At 48.0% G+C, this 15,554-nt stretch carries 15 protein-coding genes; 1 reads left to right on the top strand and 14 read right to left on the bottom strand.

Features of this window, described 5'->3' with window-relative positions:
• Nucleotides 1-49 precede the first annotated feature (49 nt).
• The 10 genes from purD to I579_RS11435 form a co-directional block, all read right to left on the bottom strand.
• The gene (gene purD / locus I579_RS11480; RefSeq protein WP_010753571.1) at nt 50-1,303 is read right to left on the bottom strand and encodes a phosphoribosylamine--glycine ligase; all 1,254 of its coding nucleotides are present in this window, start codon (nt 1,301-1,303) and stop codon (nt 50-52) included.
• 35 nt (nt 1,304-1,338) lie between these two features.
• Nucleotides 1,339-2,880 carry a bifunctional phosphoribosylaminoimidazolecarboxamide formyltransferase/IMP cyclohydrolase gene (purH, locus tag I579_RS11475; RefSeq protein ID WP_010753570.1) on the bottom strand — a complete coding sequence of 514 codons (1,542 nt, stop codon included), beginning with the start codon at nt 2,878-2,880 and terminating at the stop codon, nt 1,339-1,341.
• Complete coding sequence (gene purN, locus I579_RS11470) at nt 2,877-3,452, bottom strand: phosphoribosylglycinamide formyltransferase (protein WP_010753569.1); 576 nt, start codon at nt 3,450-3,452, stop codon at nt 2,877-2,879. Before purN ends, purH begins: the two co-directional genes overlap by 4 nt.
• A complete protein-coding gene (gene purM, locus I579_RS11465) occupies nt 3,449-4,489 on the bottom strand; it encodes a phosphoribosylformylglycinamidine cyclo-ligase (RefSeq protein WP_010753568.1) in 1,041 nt (346 codons plus the stop codon). Before purM ends, purN begins: the two co-directional genes overlap by 4 nt.
• 15 nt (nt 4,490-4,504) lie before the next feature.
• Nucleotides 4,505-5,947 (bottom strand): amidophosphoribosyltransferase, encoded by a 1,443-nt coding sequence (gene purF, locus I579_RS11460; RefSeq protein WP_010753567.1) that lies wholly within the window; start codon nt 5,945-5,947, stop codon nt 4,505-4,507.
• Nucleotides 5,932-8,148 carry a phosphoribosylformylglycinamidine synthase subunit PurL gene (purL, locus tag I579_RS11455; protein WP_010753566.1) on the bottom strand — a complete coding sequence of 739 codons (2,217 nt, stop codon included), beginning with the start codon at nt 8,146-8,148 and terminating at the stop codon, nt 5,932-5,934. Before purL ends, purF begins: the two co-directional genes overlap by 16 nt.
• Entirely contained in the window at nt 8,145-8,825 is a 681-nt protein-coding gene (gene purQ / locus I579_RS11450) for a phosphoribosylformylglycinamidine synthase subunit PurQ (protein ID WP_010753565.1), read from the bottom strand. Before purQ ends, purL begins: the two co-directional genes overlap by 4 nt.
• 1 nt (nt 8,826) lies before the next feature.
• Nucleotides 8,827-9,081: a phosphoribosylformylglycinamidine synthase subunit PurS gene (gene purS, locus I579_RS11445; RefSeq protein WP_010753564.1), complete on the bottom strand. Its 255-nt coding sequence runs from the start codon at nt 9,079-9,081 to the stop codon at nt 8,827-8,829.
• 25 nt (nt 9,082-9,106) lie between these two features.
• The gene (gene purC / locus I579_RS11440; protein WP_010753563.1) at nt 9,107-9,814 is read right to left on the bottom strand and encodes a phosphoribosylaminoimidazolesuccinocarboxamide synthase; all 708 of its coding nucleotides are present in this window, start codon (nt 9,812-9,814) and stop codon (nt 9,107-9,109) included.
• A 547-nt stretch (nt 9,815-10,361) separates the two neighbouring features.
• The gene (locus I579_RS11435; RefSeq protein WP_010753562.1) at nt 10,362-11,384 is read right to left on the bottom strand and encodes a sugar kinase; all 1,023 of its coding nucleotides are present in this window, start codon (nt 11,382-11,384) and stop codon (nt 10,362-10,364) included.
• A 157-nt stretch (nt 11,385-11,541) separates the two neighbouring features.
• On the opposite strand from I579_RS11435, the gene I579_RS11430 reads away from it, so the two are divergent.
• Nucleotides 11,542-11,916 carry a hypothetical protein gene (locus tag I579_RS11430; protein WP_010753561.1) on the top strand — a complete coding sequence of 125 codons (375 nt, stop codon included), beginning with the start codon at nt 11,542-11,544 and terminating at the stop codon, nt 11,914-11,916.
• 53 nt (nt 11,917-11,969) lie between these two features.
• On the opposite strand, the gene I579_RS11425 is transcribed toward I579_RS11430, so the two are convergent.
• The 4 genes from I579_RS11425 to purE are packed head-to-tail and all read right to left on the bottom strand — an operon-like array spanning nt 11,970 to nt 15,402.
• A complete protein-coding gene (locus tag I579_RS11425; protein WP_010753560.1) occupies nt 11,970-12,434 on the bottom strand; it encodes an ASCH domain-containing protein in 465 nt (154 codons plus the stop codon).
• A gap of 54 nt (nt 12,435-12,488) precedes the next feature.
• Nucleotides 12,489-13,787 carry an adenylosuccinate lyase gene (gene purB / locus I579_RS11420; RefSeq protein ID WP_010753559.1) on the bottom strand — a complete coding sequence of 433 codons (1,299 nt, stop codon included), beginning with the start codon at nt 13,785-13,787 and terminating at the stop codon, nt 12,489-12,491.
• 15 nt (nt 13,788-13,802) lie between these two features.
• On the bottom strand, nt 13,803-14,930 hold the full coding sequence (gene purK, locus I579_RS11415; protein WP_010753558.1) for a 5-(carboxyamino)imidazole ribonucleotide synthase: 1,128 nt from the start codon (nt 14,928-14,930) through the stop codon (nt 13,803-13,805).
• Nucleotides 14,914-15,402, bottom strand: coding sequence for a 5-(carboxyamino)imidazole ribonucleotide mutase (purE, locus tag I579_RS11410; RefSeq protein WP_010753557.1), 489 nt, complete (start codon nt 15,400-15,402; stop codon nt 14,914-14,916). The genes purK and purE overlap by 17 nt, the downstream gene beginning before the upstream one ends.
• Nucleotides 15,403-15,554: the final 152 nt, after the last annotated feature.

The raw sequence follows: 15,554 nt of genomic DNA, 5'->3' as shown, positions 1-15,554 counted from the left end.
AAAAACTACTAACAAAAAATCTCCCGAAAACTCCGGGAGACTTTCTTGATTATTTCAGTGCTTTAGCACCGATGTCTTTGCGATAAAACATCTGTGACAAGTCCACGCCGTCTAGTGCGCCGTAGACTTTCTCACGAGCATCTGCCAAAGTATCGCCTTTCGCTTCCACTAGGAAAATCCGGCCGCCACTGGCCACTAATTGGCCGTCCTTTTCTGCCACGCCGGCGTAGTAAACCGACACGTCAGGGCTAGTGATTTCCGGTAAAACCATACCTTTTGCATACGTCCCCGGATAGCCTTCTGCAGCCACAACCACGCCAAAAGTCGCTTGCTCGCTCCAAGTTAAAACTGGTTCTTCATCTGCTAAGAGAGCGGTGATGATTGCTGCCAGACTACTGGTCAAGCGGGGTACGACCACTTGGGTTTCCGGATCCCCAAAGCGGGCGTTGAATTCGATTACCTTGGCCCCTTCATCCGTGGCGATTAAGCCGGCGTATAAAATCCCGGTAAATGGCGTGCCATTTTTAATCATGCCCAAAGCGGCCGGTTCCAGTATTTCCGTTACCGCCCGTGCTACCATTTCAGTTGGAATCTGCGGTACCGGTGAGTAGGCGCCCATGCCCCCGGTGTTCGGCCCTTTGTCCCCATCGTAAGCCCGCTTGTGGTCTTGGGAAATCACCATGGGGTAGACTTTTTCATTGCGCACAAAGGCCAACAAGGAAAACTCTTCTCCGGCTAGGAATTCTTCCACTACCACTCGAGCACCACTGGCACCAAATTTATTGCCTTCTAGCATGTCCGACAAAGCGGCCACGGCTTCTGATACGGTTTCCGCTACTACGACGCCTTTACCTGCCGCCAGGCCATCGGCTTTAATGACAATCGGTGCCCCTTGAGCTTCCACATAGGCTTTCGCTTTCGCAAAATCCGTAAAGGTTTGGTGTTTGGCGGTAGGAATTTGATTTTTAAGCATCAGCTGTTTGGCGAAATCCTTGGAACCTTCAATTTGCGCTGCTTTTTTACTTGGGCCAAAAGCTTTAAGTCCGGCCGCTTCAAAGTCGTCCACTAACCCCGCCGCCAAAGGAGCTTCCGGCCCTACGAAAGTCCAGTCAATCCCTTGTTCTTTGGCAAAAGCGATCAAGCCTTGATGATCACTTTCTGCCACGGCCACCACTTCAATCCCGTCTTTTTTCATCCCTGGATTGCCCGGGGCGCAAAAAACCACCGCAATCCCAGGATCACTCTTTAGTTTTTTAGCGATAGTATGCTCTCGGCCACCACTACCGATTACGAGTAATTTCAACGATTTTGCTCCTTTCAAAAACGACTGCTCCTTGCTTAATGTCTGAAATGACGCAAGTCGGTGAAGACCATGGCGATCCCTGCCGCATCCGCTGCTTCAATGGATAGCTGGTCTTTGATACTGCCTCCAGGTTGGACGATGGCTTTAATGCCATGGGCCGCTGCGTATTCCACGCTGTCAGCCATAGGGAAGAAGGCATCGGAAGCCAAAACTGCCCCATCCATCATCTCTGCTGCTTCCGCTTGATCAATGGCGATTTTCACGGAGCCCACGCGATTCATTTGCCCGGCACCGATACCGACTGTTTGGTGTTCATTGGCCAACACGATGGCATTGGATTTCACGTGTTTCACCGCTTTCCAAGCAAAAGCCATAGCCGCAAGCTCGGCTTTGGTTGGTTGCCGCTTGGTCACCACTTGCCAGTTTGCCGGGTCTTCTTTGACCACGTCTTGTTCTTGTACTAGTAGCCCACCTAGGACAGAGACCGTTTCATTATTGGTACTTTGGTCTTTTTGACTAAAGTCCAAAGTCATTAAGCGCAAATTTTTCTTCTTGCTCAAGACCGCAAATGCTTCTTCCGTGAAGTCTGGTGCGATGATGATTTCTAGGAATAATTGATGCATTTTTTCTGCCGTCGCCAAATCGATGGTCCGATTGGCCACTAAGATACCCCCAAAAATCGAAACGGGATCTGCCGCATAGGCGAAGTCATATGCCGCTTCAATGGTGTCCCCGGTGCCGATACCACAAGGATTCATATGTTTCAAAGCCACCACGGTCGGTGCTTCAAATTCTCGAGCAATCCGTAAAGCCGCATCCGCATCTTTAATATTGTTGTAAGACAATTCCTTGCCGTGGAGTTGTTTCGCTTGAGCGATAGAATAAGAAACCGGCAATGCGTCTTGATAAAAGGCTGCTTGTTGGTGACTGTTTTCCCCGTAGCGCAAGGATTGTTTCAGTTCATAGGTCAAGGTCATTTTTTCCGGTTGGCTATCTCCTACAACATTCGTTAAATACCCGGCAATCAAGGCGTCATAGGCCGCCGTATGACGGAAGACTTTCGCAGCTAGATATTTCCGAGTTCCTAAGGTCGTGCCCCCAGCTTGTAATTCCGTTAAGACTAGTTCATAGTCCGCCGGATCCACCACCACCGCCACAGAAGCAAAGTTTTTTGCTCCCGAGCGCAACATGGAAGGTCCGCCGATATCGATATTTTCGATTGCTTCGGCTTCTGTAACATCTGGTTTTTCAATGGTTTCTTTAAAGGGATAAAGATTAACCACTACTAGGTCAATTTCGGTAATTCCGTGAGAACGCATGGCCGCCATGTGGCTATCCAAATCCCGGCGACCTAAAAGACCCCCGTGAATTTTCGGATGCAGAGTTTTCACCCGGCCGTCCATCATTTCCGGAAAACCGGTAACTTCTTCAATGGCTAAAGAGGGTACTCCCGCTTCATCTAAAGCTTTTTTCGTCCCCCCCGTGGAGATGATTTCAAGACCGGCAGCAACGATTCCTTTGGCAAATGCTACCAAGCCGGTTTTATCTGAAACACTGATCAGTGCGCGTTTTTTCATGAATGGTTCTCCTTTTCTAGACATTCCCCGATAATGCGAGGATAGAGTTGGTGTTCCACTTGGTGAATCTTGGCTTCCAACGTTTCCAAAGTGTCCTCAGGGCTGATGGCCACCACTTCTTGGGCAATGATGGGCCCCGTATCCAAGCCACAGTCCACAAAATGAACTGTGACCCCGGTGACCTTCACCCCGTAATTAAAGGCATCTTGAATGCCATGAAGTCCCGGAAAGCTAGGCAACAAGGAAGGATGGATATTCAAAATCCGCTCGGGAAAGGCTTCGATGATTTCTTTGCCTAAGATGCGCAAGTAACCCGCCAAAATCACAAAATCAATTTTTTGCTCTTGCAACAGGTGCAACAAAGCTTTTTCGTAGGCTTCTTTGCCCCCGGATTCCTTCACCGTAAAACTAAAGTGAGGAATCTGGTGTTGTGCTGCTCGCTCTAAGACATAGGCCTCGGGATGGTTGGCAAAAACCAGTGCTAATTCTCCCGGGATTTGCTTTTGCTCCCAAGCGATGGCGATGGCTTCGAAGTTACTCCCATTACCGGAAGCTAAGACCGCGAATCTCATACGCTCTCCTTAAAAGTAATCGGATTTTCGTCAATCGTCACCCGACCGATTTCGTAACAAGGCTCCCCTTGTTCTGCCAAGACAGCTTTGACCATAGCTACTTTTTCTGGCGCTACGGCTAAGACCATGCCGATGCCCATATTAAAGATTTCATACATTTCGTGATTCGGAATCTTGCCGTATTTCGCTAAAGCGTCAAAAATCGGCAAGACCGGCCAAGTGCCTAGGGTGATTTCTGCCGTGACACCTGCTGGCAACATCCGGGGAATATTTTCCACAAAGCCGCCTCCGGTAATATGGGAAATCCCTTTGACCAATTCCTTTTTCACTAAAGGCAACAAGGTCTCTACATAAATCCGCGTCGGCGTCAACAAAGCATCCCCTAGCGTTTGCCCCGGTAACTCTGGCAATTGGCTCGTTAAAGTGAAGTCATTGTCTTTAAAGAAGACTTTGCGCACCAAGGAATAGCCATTGGAGTGAATTCCAGAGCTGGCAATCCCTAAGAGCACGTCCCCTTCCGCAATCTCGCTTCCGGTAACCAACTGGCTTTTCTCCGCAATCCCTACTGCAAAGCCTGCCAAGTCGTAATCTTCCTCGCTGTACATTCCCGGCATTTCTGCAGTTTCGCCGCCAATTAAAGCCGCTCCTGCTTGCACACAGCCTGTCGCCACCCCGGCTACTACTTGTTCCAAGCGGGCGGGGATGTTTTTCCCAGTAGCGATGTAGTCCAAGAAATACAAAGGTTCTGCCCCTTGCGCCACGATGTCATTGACACACATGGCCACACAGTCGATCCCAATCGTGTCGTGTTTGTCCGCTTGAATGGCTAGCATCAGTTTCGTGCCCACGCCGTCGGTACCAGAAATCAACACCGGTTCTTTGACCTGTAATTGACTCAAGTCGAAACAGCCGCCAAAGCCACCGATAGCCCCCATGACTCCTAGGCGTTCGGTTTTTGCCACGTGCTTTTTAATGCGGGAGACTACTTCATAGCCGGCTTCTACATCCACGCCGGCATTTTGATATGCGTTTGCCATGAATACCCTCTTTTCTTAATTAAAAAATGAGACCTTCTCTTTTAAGGAAGCCTGATATTGTTCTTCGTAGTCGTACAAAGGTGTCGGATAATCCCCGTTGAAATACGCCATACACAACCCGGAATACGGGGCGTCGAAATCCAACCCAATCGCTTCAATCAACCCGTCTTCACTTAAGAAGCTCAAAGAATCCGCCCCGATACACTCACAAATTTCCGCTACGGAATGATTCGCCGCGATTAATTCCTTCCGGGTCTGAATGTCAATACCGTAAAAACATGGATACTTCAACGGCGGAGAAGCGATCCGTACATGGACTTCTAGTGCTCCGGCTTCTTTCAACAGCTGAACAATCCGACGACTAGTCGTCCCTCGTACAATCGAGTCGTCCACCATAATGACTTTTTTGCCGGCCACGACTCCACGGACGGCGGAGAGCTTCATGCGCACTCCTTGTTCCCGCAGTTCTTGAGTCGGCTGGATAAAGGTTCGGGCAATGTATTGATTTTTCACCAAGCCTTGCTCATAGGGAATCCCAGATGCTTCCGCATAGCCACTGGCGGCAGACAAGGAAGAATTCGGCACCCCGATGACCATGTCTGCTTCCACTGGAGCTTCCGCCGCCAAAATCCGTCCCATATTTTTCCGAGCGGTATGGACGTTGACCCCGGCGATATTGGAATCCGGCCGTGCGAAGTAGATGTATTCCATGGAGCAAATCGCGTGTTGGGTCTCGTTGGTAAAGTGATCCACGGTGAACCCGTCGTCATTGATAATGATGATTTCCCCCGGCTGCACGTCCCGTACGAAATCCGCCCCGATGACTTCTAAGGCACAAGTCTCCGAAGCAATCACGTAAGCACCGTTTTTCATCTGACCGATGGCTAAAGGCCGAAAGCCATTGGCATCTAAAGCCGCCACCATGCAGTCTTCTCGCATCAGGATATAGGCAAAGCCCCCTTGGACGGTCTGCAAGGCTTCTTTTAGCTTATCCAGCCATGTTTCTTTACGACTGCGACGAATCAAGTGCATCAAGATTTCCGTATCGGAATTGGAATGAAAAATCGCTCCGTCCGCTTCTAATTCTCGGCGCAAACTCTTAGCATTGGTCAGGTTGCCATTGTGGGCCAAGCCGCACGAACAATCATAAAATTTGAATAAAAAAGGTTGGATATTGTCCACGCTACCGTTCCCCGCCGTAGCGTAGCGCACATGACCAATCGCCGCATTGCCTTTTAAGCGTTGCAAGTCCCGATCGTCTTTAAAAACTTCCGACAACAACCCCAAATCCCGGTAGCCGTGAAGCACCCCGGCATCGTTGGACACGATACCGGCGCCTTCTTGCCCCCGGTGTTGCAAAGAATGGAGACCGAAATACGTCACACTAGAAGCTTCCGGATGTCCCCACACACCGAAAATCCCGCATTCTTCGTTTAAACTTTTTACTTCATAAGACATGGAATGGCTTCCTCCCATAATTCCTTGGCCGTGCTGGTGCCTAAGGTGATGGCGCCGTCTGTTGCTTGCATCGTAATCATGCCCGTCTCACAAACCGTCCCCACTGCTTTGGCACTTGGTACCAAGGCTTCAAAAGCTGCTTTATCTGAGGCTTTCACGGATAAGACAAAACGGGACTGGGTTTCACTAAAGAGGTTCGCTTTTGGCATATCAAAGCTTGCGTCCACCCCTAGGTCATTTTTGAAGCAGCTTTCCGCTACTGCTACAGCCAGTCCGCCTTCCGAACAGTCGTGGGCACTTTGCACCAGGCCAGCTTGAATGGCTTGTAACACCAAGTCCTGATTGGCTTTTTCAATAGCCAAATCAAAGTCCATTAAACGACCTTCAATGCGCCCTAACTGCATTTTTTGTAATTCCGAACCGTTGAAATCGGCCTTAGTTTCCCCTAAGACATAAACCAAGTCCCCGGCTTGTTTAAAGTCTTGCGTGGTGATGTGGGCCAAATCTTGCACCAAGCCCACCATGCCAATCATCGGTGTCGGGTAAATCGCTTTGCCGTCTGTTTCATTGTACATGGACACATTCCCGGAAATCACCGGTGTGTTCAATGTGCGACAAGCTTCCGCTAAACCGTCTGCCGAAGTCCACAATTCCCAGAAGCCTTCTGGTTTATCTGGTGAACCATAGTTCAAACAGTCGGTGATGGCTAATGGTTGGCCGCCACTGGCCACGATATTTCGGGCTGCTTCGGCTACCGCAATCTGCCCCCCGATTTCTGGGTTCAAGTATAAGTAGCGGGCGTTACAGTCCGTAGTCATTGCCAAAGCTTTATTGGTTCCCCGTACCCGTAAGACCGCCGCATCAGAGCCTGGTAAAACCACGGTATTGGTACGAACTTGGGCATCGTACGTTTCGTAAATTGACTTTTTCGACGCAATCGTCGGTTGTTGCAACAAGGCGATGAACGTTGCCGTAGCATCATTTACCACTGGCTCAAAGTCTGGCATTGCTGCAAATTCTTTGATCCGAGCAGGTTCTTGGTATTCTTTGTAATAAGTCGGTGCGTCTTCTGCCAAGGCGTCCACTGGCAAGTTCGCCACTTCCACACCCTTATGGTAGAGACGGTATTGCCCGTCGTCGGTTACTTCCCCAATCGTAACGGCATCCAAATCGTATTTGTGGAAGAGTTCTACCACTTGGTCTTCGGCACCTTTTTTGACACAGATCAACATCCGTTCTTGGGACTCGGAAAGCATCATTTCATATGGCGTCATGCCTGTTTCCCGTTGTGGTACATCATCTAAGTACAATTTCAAACCGGAGCCGGCTTTTGACGCCATTTCCGAACTAGAAGAGACCAATCCGGCCGCCCCCATATCTTGAATGCCCACGAGGATGTCGCTGTGGTCTAAGATTAATTCCAGACAAGCTTCCAGTAACAATTTTTCCATGAACGGATCGCCCACTTGCACGGCAGAACGCTGTTGTTCTTCCCCTTCTGAGAATTCTTCTGAGGCAAAGGTCGCCCCGTGAATCCCGTCACGACCGGTTTTCGCCCCTACGTACATAATGGCATTGCCGACCCCTTTGGCTTGGCCTTTTTGGATGTCCTTGTGATCGATTAAGCCGACACACATGGCGTTAACCAAAGGATTCCCAGCATAGCAAGGATCAAAAGCGACTTCTCCCCCCACTGTGGGAATGCCGATACAGTTGCCATAACCGGAAATGCCCGCTACGACTTCTTCCACTAAGTACTTGGTGCGATCGTTGTCCAATTCCCCAAAACGCAAGGAGTCAAGCACCGCAATCGGCCGAGCTCCCATGGAAAAGATGTCCCGGATGATGCCGCCAACCCCAGTCGCCGCACCTTCATAAGGTTCCACCGCAGAAGGATGGTTGTGGCTTTCCGCTTTAAAAACCACCGCTTGCCCGTCCCCGATATCCACGATGCCTGCCCCTTCTCCCGGTCCTTGCAAGACTTGAGGGCCTTCTGTAGGAAACTTCCGCAAAACCGGCTTGGAATTTTTGTAAGAACAGTGCTCACTCCACATGACGGAAAATAGGCCGGCTTCCGTATAGTTCGGCAAGCGTCCCAAGATGTCTTCTGAAATCATGCGATATTCTTCATCGGTTAAACCCCATTGGGCGTAAATTCGTTGGTCTTTGATTGCTTGAGGTGTTGGTTCTAAGTTCATCATTTGCTCACAGACACCTTTCCAAAGTTTTTCAAAATCGAAGCAAAGAAACGTTTGCCATCCGCTGAGCCAAGTAACTCTTCCATAGCCCGTTCCGGATGGGGCATCATGCCCAAGACGTTTCCTTGTTTGTTCACGATGCCGGCGATATTTTCCATACTGCCGTTAATGTCTTCTTCATAGGTAAAGACGATTTGATTGTTGGCTTTTAACTCCGCCAAAGTCGCTTCGTCACAGATGTAGTTGCCCTCTCCGTGAGCCACGGGAATTCGAATAATTTCCTCTGCTTCATACTCGCTGGTAAAGTTTGTCTGATTGTTCACAACTTTTAACGGGGTGGTTTTGCAAATAAAGTGCAAAGACTTATTACGAATCAAAGCTCCCGGCAAAAGGCCGGCTTCTGTCAAAACTTGGAACCCATTACACGTACCAAAGACCGGTTTGCCTTCTTCAGCAAAGCGGATCACTTCTGCCATAATCGGTGAAAAACGAGCGATGGCGCCGCAACGGAGATAGTCCCCATAGGAAAATCCACCAGGTAACAAGACCCCGTCGAACCCTGCCAAGCTTACAGCATCGTGGCGCACATATTCCGCTTCTGCCTCCATAATGTCTTGAATCGCCCACAGCATATCCATGTCACAGTTGGAACCAGGAAATACAATTACTGCAAATTTCATCTTAGGCTTCCTCCATCTCCAGGATTTCAAAACGATAGGTTTCCATGTTTACGTTGGCTAACAATTTGTCGCAAACGGCCTCGATCATTTCTTCCACGGGACGATCGGATTTGGCAACTTTGATTTCAAAGTATTTGCCGATGCGGATTTCCTCGATTTCTTCATAGCCCATGCGGTGCACGGCTCCTTTTACGGCTTCTCCTTGAGGATCCAATACTGATTCTTTGTAGGTTACGTAGACTTTTACGAAATACATGATGAAATTCCTTTCTCTAATGGGTTTATTTTGACAAACGAGCCAAGACTTCTTGATACACAGGAACCAAATCCCCTAAATCTCGGCGGTAAATATCCTTATCCAAGTGACTATCCGTGGCCGTATCCCACAGGCGACAAGTATCCGGGGAGATTTCATCGGCTAGTAAGATCTCACCAGCCGGGGTGCGTCCCACTTCGATTTTAAAGTCGATCAACGTAATCGCTGCTTTTTGGAAAAGCTTGATCAATGCTTGGTTGACTTTTCGGGCCAACTCTTTAATTACGGTGATTTCCTCTTCAGTAGCGATTTCTAAGGCTAAGACGTGATCGTCATTGATAAACGGATCGTCCAAGCGGTCTTCTTTGTAGTAAAACTCGACTATCGGAAAGGGCAATGCCTTACCTTCCGGGATATCCAAGCGTTTGGAGAAGCTCCCGGCTGCTCGGTTCCGAACCACTACCTCTAAGGGAATGATTTCTACTGATTTGACTAATTGTTCGGTTTTTGAGATTTTTTCGATGAAATGGGAAGGAATTTCTTCGGCTTTTAACGCTTCGAAAATCAAGGAAGTGATTTGATTGTTCAGCTCTCCTTTGCCTTGTACTACGTCTTTTTTAGCGCCATTCAGTGCTGTGGCCTGATCGAGATATTCCACCCACAAGACACCGACTTGATCCGTCTTAAACAGCTTTTTGGCTTTGCCTTCATAAAGCAATTCCTCTTTTTCCATGTTGCACCCCTTCTACGTTAACGAACTAGGGATAAATCCATAAAATCGTTCGTCTTTTTATCACATTCATTGTAACAAGGCATTTTTTGAGGGTCAACATAATTATTGATATTCTTATCACAAACAGCCATTAACGTTCGTGTTTAAAACAAGCACAAAAAAAGCCGGGAGTAACCTCCCGGCTGTGAAAAGTTGAATAAAGTAATCAATCAAAGTTTCCTTTCTCAAAATCGATTAGCAAAAGACAAAAGAATACCGATTTGAGAAAAGATGGGACTACGCTCCCTAGCAGTCGCCTAGTACAGTTCAACTAAGTGAAGCCCGCTAAGTTGAAGGAAAGATGAGACTACGCTCCCTGCGGTCGCCTAGTACAGTTCAACTAAGCAGAGCCCGCTAAGTTGAAGGAAAGATGGGACTACGCTCCTTACAGTCGCCTAGTACAGTTCAACTAAGCGAAGCCCGCTAAGTTGAAGAAAAGATGGGACTACGCTCCTTGCAGTCGCCTAGTACAGTTCAACTAAGCGGAGCCCGCTAAGTTGAACTAGCATTATCGGTTGAGGCTGGCGCCACCGCCGGCTTTCATGACGTTGCGAATGTCGCTTTCAGAAACTAAATTCAAGTCGCCTTGAATAGTCAATTTCAAAACGCTGGCAGCAATGGCAAAGTCGATTAATTCTTGACCGGAAAAGTCGTGTAACAAGCCATGAACGAGTCCTGCCCCAAAGGCATCCCCTGCGGCTACCCCTTCCATTACGTGCATTGGGTACACGGCACTTTCCGTGAATTCCCCATTGTTCAACAATAGGCCCATCCAGCGGCTGTCTTCTACGGAATGAATGTCCCGCAAGACGCTAGCCACAACTTGACAGCGAGGGTAACGTCTAGTTACTTCCATCATGCCTTCTTTAAAGCTTTCTTTTTGGCTGATCCCTGTCGCCATATTGCCATCGAAGGCTTTGATGCCGAGGGCCGCTTCAAAGTCTTCATCGTTCGCAATACAAATTGAAACGTAAGGCATTAAGCGATTCATGACTTCTTGAGCTTTTTCGGCGGACCACATTTTGCCCCGATAGTTCAAATCACAGACTACAGGAATGTCATGTTCCACACAGTATTCACAAGCTGCCATTACCGCTTTTTCTGTTTCTGGAGAAATCGCTGGCGTAATACCGGAGAAGTAGAACATGCCCACGCCTTTTAGTAAAGTTTCCCAATCGAATTCTGTCGCATTCACCAAAGCCAAAGCGCTGTCTTTACGATCATAAACTACATTGGTAGAACGAACACTGGCGCCTTTTTCAAAGAAGTAAATGCCCAAACGGCCGGCTCCCCGTAAAACTTTACTAGTATCTACTCCATAGCGGCGCAAGGTTCCAACCGCCGCGTCTCCTAATAAATTGTCAGGAAACTTGCTTAAGTATTGGCTGTCATTGCCTAAAAGCGCCAAAGAAACGGCCACGTTTGCTTCCGCGCCACCGTATGCTGCTTCAAAAGAATCTGCTTGTAAAATTCGTTCATTTGCTTCTGGTTTTAGACGTAACATCATTTCACCAAATGTTAAAACTTTCATTTCAAAAAACATCCCCTTAATTTGATTCGGTGCGTCCTTAGTATAGCACAAAAGGATTTCTACAAAAAATAGTCAAAGTTATTTATGAAGCGTTTACAAATTCTTTTTTTTCTGCTATATTACCTGTGTAAAGGTGAAAGCTTAGGAGGATTTTCGTATGCTAGAAAAATCAGTGTCCGTGGAGAGTTTTTTAAGTGCCCTTTCGGAGGAAGACAAGCGCCAGTTATTCAATGATTTATTAGCGGTAGCGGAAGTCTACCAGCAAAATAAAAACCGCTCCTTTTACGCTCTGCGTAAGGCTCGGATTCAGCGCCACCCCGTGGAGTGTCGCAAGCGGACTTTGCAATACCGCAATCAACACAACGACGAGCTGGTGATTACCCAAACCCATGAGCAGCATCTCTTTAAAAACCGTTACCACTTCAAAGTTTACTTTAACTTTGAAGAACGGGACTTTCATTTTGTGGAGGAACTCTTGGACACTTTGCGCCAAGAGCATACCCAACACTATCACCATCCGCTTTACGCGTAATCAAAATAGGACAAAAGGCTGATTCAAGTCACCAGACTTGGACCAGCCTTTTTTTAAACTTCTCGATAAACCACGCGAAACACTTCAAACACCACAGGCATCTCTTCTGAAAATACATAGCCTTCTTCCGGACCACTGTGAGTAAAAGCTTGCCGATGATTCTCTTGCCAAGAAGCCAAGTTTTCGTCTTCTCCTTCCAAGCGACACAAGTCAAAAGTCATTTGATTAAAGGGTAATGTAACCACTTGGGTGTTTTCGATTACACAAGCCGGCCGCCCGGACCAGTCCGTGACAATGGATAAATCCCCGACTTTCGGCAACGCTTCACCCACATTTGCGTAGGCCAAATAACTAGAGGTAGTCGCCGTTTTTTGCCCAGTTAATACCAATCGCAACAATTCATCGGCCAATTCCTCATAGTAGCCAAAGTAAAAAGACTCCTTACAGGTGGTCTCAGCAGGCTTTTCTGCGCTTTTCAAATACCGTCCCCAAAAATCTGCAATTTCATTTGCTGTCATTTTTCCACCTCTTTTTCTAGTAAAAAAACCGGGCCAAAGCTGACCCGGCAATCCTTATTCGCCTAAACCAATTCGTTCAAAGATCGTATCCACATTGCGCAAATGGTATTGGTAGTCAAAGGCGTCATCGATGTCTTCCTTGCTCAAGATTGAAGTGATCTTATCATCTTCTTCTAAAAGCGGACGGAAAGCCGTTTGATGATCCCAAGCAAAAGCGGTTTTTGGTTGTACCAAGTCATAGGCCGCTTCTCTGGTCATGCCTTTGTCGATTAGTTTCAACATCACCCGTTGACTGTAAATCAAGCCAAAGGTCGCATCCATATTGCGTTTCATATTTTCTGGGAAGACGGTTAAGTTCTTCACGATATTGCCGAAACGATTCAGCATGTAGTTCAGTAAAATCGTCGTGTCTGGTACGATGATCCGTTCCGCTGAAGAGTGAGAAATATCCCGCTCATGCCACAATGGCACGTCTTCGTAAGCCGTTAGCATATGACCACGAACGACCCGAGCCAGACCGCACATGTTTTCCGAGCCGATTGGATTGCGTTTGTGAGGCATAGCTGAAGAACCTTTTTGTCCTTTAGCGAAGTATTCTTCCACTTCCCGAGTTTCAGATTTTTGCAAGCCCCGGATTTCCGTAGCAAAGCGTTCGATAGACGTGGCAATCAATGCCAAAGCCGCAAAGTATTCCGCGTGAAGATCTCGAGGCAAGACTTGAGTAGAGATTTCTTGGGCCCGAATCCCCAATTTTTCGCAGACGTATTCTTCGATAAAAGGAGGGATATTGGCAAAAGTTCCCACAGCACCGGAAATTTTCCCGGCTTCCACCCCTTTAGCCGCATGTTCAAAACGTTCGATATTCCGCTTCATTTCCGAATACCAAGTGGCTAATTTCAAGCCAAATGTCGTCGGTTCAGCATGCACCCCGTGAGTTCGACCCATGCAGACGGTGTATTTGTGTTCTTTGGCTTTGTTGCCGATGATTTCCAAAAAGTTTTGCAAGTCTTTGCGCAAAACATCGTTGGCTTGCTTCAATAAGTACCCATAAGCAGTGTCCACCACGTCGGTACTGGTTAACCCGTAGTGCACCCACTTCCGTTCTTCCCCTAAAGACTCGGAGACCGCCCGGGTGAAAGCTACCACATCGTGCCGGGTAGACTCTTCAATTTCGAGAATGCGGTCAATGGAAAAAGTCGCCCGTTTGCGAATTTTCGCTACGTCTTCTTGGGGGATTTCCCCTAATTCCGCCCACGCTTCATCGGCTAAAATTTCCACTTCTAGCCAAGCTTGGTAACGATTTTGGTCCGTCCAAATACTGCTCATTTCAGGTCGTGAATAACGTTCTAACATACATGTGCTCCTTTATTAATCCCAGATTCCCGTCTGGTAGATTTCTTCTAAAGTCTCATACAGGTCTTCGGTCAAAATGGTAATGTGCCCCATTTTCCGACCGGGTTTGGCTTCTTTCTTACCATAGTAATGAAATTGCCAGTCCGCCTTCAAGTCGATTAAATCATAAGTCTCTGCCAAGTGTTCCCCTAAGATATTGACCATGATCGTTTCTTGTAAAAGGTTGACCTTAGGCAGTGGCCAGCCACAAATTCCGCGAATATGGGCGTCAAACTGACTTAAGTTGCAGGCTTCAATGGAATAATGCCCAGAATTATGAGGCCGCGGTGCCAATTCATTCACATAGATGCCCCCGGCTTTCGTCAAGAACATCTCGATGGCTAAACACCCTCTAAGATTCAACGCTTCTGCAATTTGCCGAGCAATTCGTGCGGCTTCTTCCGCCACTTCATCAGCCACCCGGGCCGGTGCGATGGTTTCATGTAAGATATTGTTCCGGTGGATGTTTTCCACTACTGGGAAGGTGGTGTAAGTTTCCCCATTGCCGGCTACCATAACCGAGATTTCCTTTTCAAAAGGAATCCAGGCTTCCAATTCACAGGTGCCTTCCCGCAAGAGATTCATGGAAGGCGCCAAGTCCGCCGTGCTGTACAGGACGTATTGGCCTTTGCCGTCATAGCCTCCCCGAGTCGTCTTCAAGACACAAGGAAACCCAATGCGATCGATGGCATCTTGGATATCCGTTGGGTTGATGATGACTTCATAAGGGGCAATCACCACATTATTGTCTTCTAAAAAGCTTTTCTCCAACAAACGATCTTGGGTAATCGCCAAAAGGTCGGTACCCTGAGGGACATTGGCGAAAGGCAGAATGTTGTTCAAAGCTTCCACGCTGACATTTTCAAATTCATACGTAATTACTTCACAACGTTTGGCTAGCTCTTGCAAGGCCAAAATGTCATCGTAAGCGGCCACGATATGCCAGTCCGCCACTTGAGCTGCGGGACAGTCTTCCGTGGGGTCTAACACGCCCACCCGAAAGCCCATTTCTTTGGCACTAATGGCCATCATGCGGCCTAACTGTCCTCCCCCTACGATACCAATGACGGAGCCAGGTTTTAACGACTTAACCAAGTTGATCACTACTTTCCATTACGGTTTGGCGCATCTGCTCCCGCTTGTCAGCAAGACGTTGCGCAATATCTAAATCATACATGGAAAGCATCTGCGCTGCAAGTAGACCGGCGTTGGTTGCCCCCGCTTTTCCAATGGCCGTGGTGGCTACCGGCACACCCCCGGGCATTTGGACAATGGACAATAACGAATCCAACCCATTTAATGTTCGGGATTGAACCGGAACACCGATGACAGGCAAAGTTGTTTTCGCCGCTACCATCCCCGGTAAATGGGCCGCCCCACCGGCTCCGGCGATGATAACTTTCAGCCCTTGCTTGCGAGCTTGCTCGGCAAATTCAAACATCAAATCCGGCGTGCGGTGAGCCGAAACCACCTTTTTAAGATAAGGAATGCCTAATTCATCCAAACTTTCACAGGCGTACTGCATGGTCTCCCAATCAGAAGTGCTACCCATGATGACTGCCACTTGTGCTTCCATTACTTCGTCTCCTTTGTGCCTCGCTACGTGTTTCTGACGGGCACCAATTTAGTTTTATTTTAGCAAGGGTCTTTTTCTCTGTCAAAAGAATGTCGAATGTTTAATTTTAAATATATCAAATCGTTCGTCTTTTATTTTATTCGCGACACCGG

It is taken from the genome of Enterococcus asini ATCC 700915 (assembly GCF_000407365.1).
In the GTDB taxonomy this organism is placed as follows: Bacteria; Bacillota; Bacilli; order Lactobacillales; family Enterococcaceae; genus Enterococcus_C; species Enterococcus_C asini.
This window is presented reverse-complemented; position numbering and strand designations above follow the sequence as displayed.

Bases quoted from the DNA above. Each gene is read 5' to 3' on its own strand.
- purL (WP_010753566.1), bottom strand. From the start codon at position 8,148: ATGATGAACTTAGAACCAACACCTCAAGCAATCAAAGACCAACGAATT.
- purF (WP_010753567.1), bottom strand. From the start codon at position 5,947: ATGTCTTATGAAGTAAAAAGTTTAAACGAAGAATGCGGGATTTTCGGT.
- I579_RS11435 (WP_010753562.1), bottom strand. From the start codon at position 11,384: ATGAAAGTTTTAACATTTGGTGAAATGATGTTACGTCTAAAACCAGAA.
- purH (WP_010753570.1), bottom strand. From the start codon at position 2,880: ATGAAAAAACGCGCACTGATCAGTGTTTCAGATAAAACCGGCTTGGTA.
- purS (WP_010753564.1), bottom strand. From the start codon at position 9,081: ATGTATTTCGTAAAAGTCTACGTAACCTACAAAGAATCAGTATTGGAT.
- I579_RS11425 (WP_010753560.1), bottom strand. From the start codon at position 12,434: ATGACAGCAAATGAAATTGCAGATTTTTGGGGACGGTATTTGAAAAGC.
- purE (WP_010753557.1), bottom strand. From the start codon at position 15,402: ATGGAAGCACAAGTGGCAGTCATCATGGGTAGCACTTCTGATTGGGAG.
- purQ (WP_010753565.1), bottom strand. From the start codon at position 8,825: ATGAAATTTGCAGTAATTGTATTTCCTGGTTCCAACTGTGACATGGAT.
- purN (WP_010753569.1), bottom strand. From the start codon at position 3,452: ATGAGATTCGCGGTCTTAGCTTCCGGTAATGGGAGTAACTTCGAAGCC.
- I579_RS11430 (WP_010753561.1), top strand. From the start codon at position 11,542: ATGCTAGAAAAATCAGTGTCCGTGGAGAGTTTTTTAAGTGCCCTTTCG.
- purC (WP_010753563.1), bottom strand. From the start codon at position 9,814: ATGGAAAAAGAGGAATTGCTTTATGAAGGCAAAGCCAAAAAGCTGTTT.
- purM (WP_010753568.1), bottom strand. From the start codon at position 4,489: ATGGCAAACGCATATCAAAATGCCGGCGTGGATGTAGAAGCCGGCTAT.
- purB (WP_010753559.1), bottom strand. From the start codon at position 13,787: ATGTTAGAACGTTATTCACGACCTGAAATGAGCAGTATTTGGACGGAC.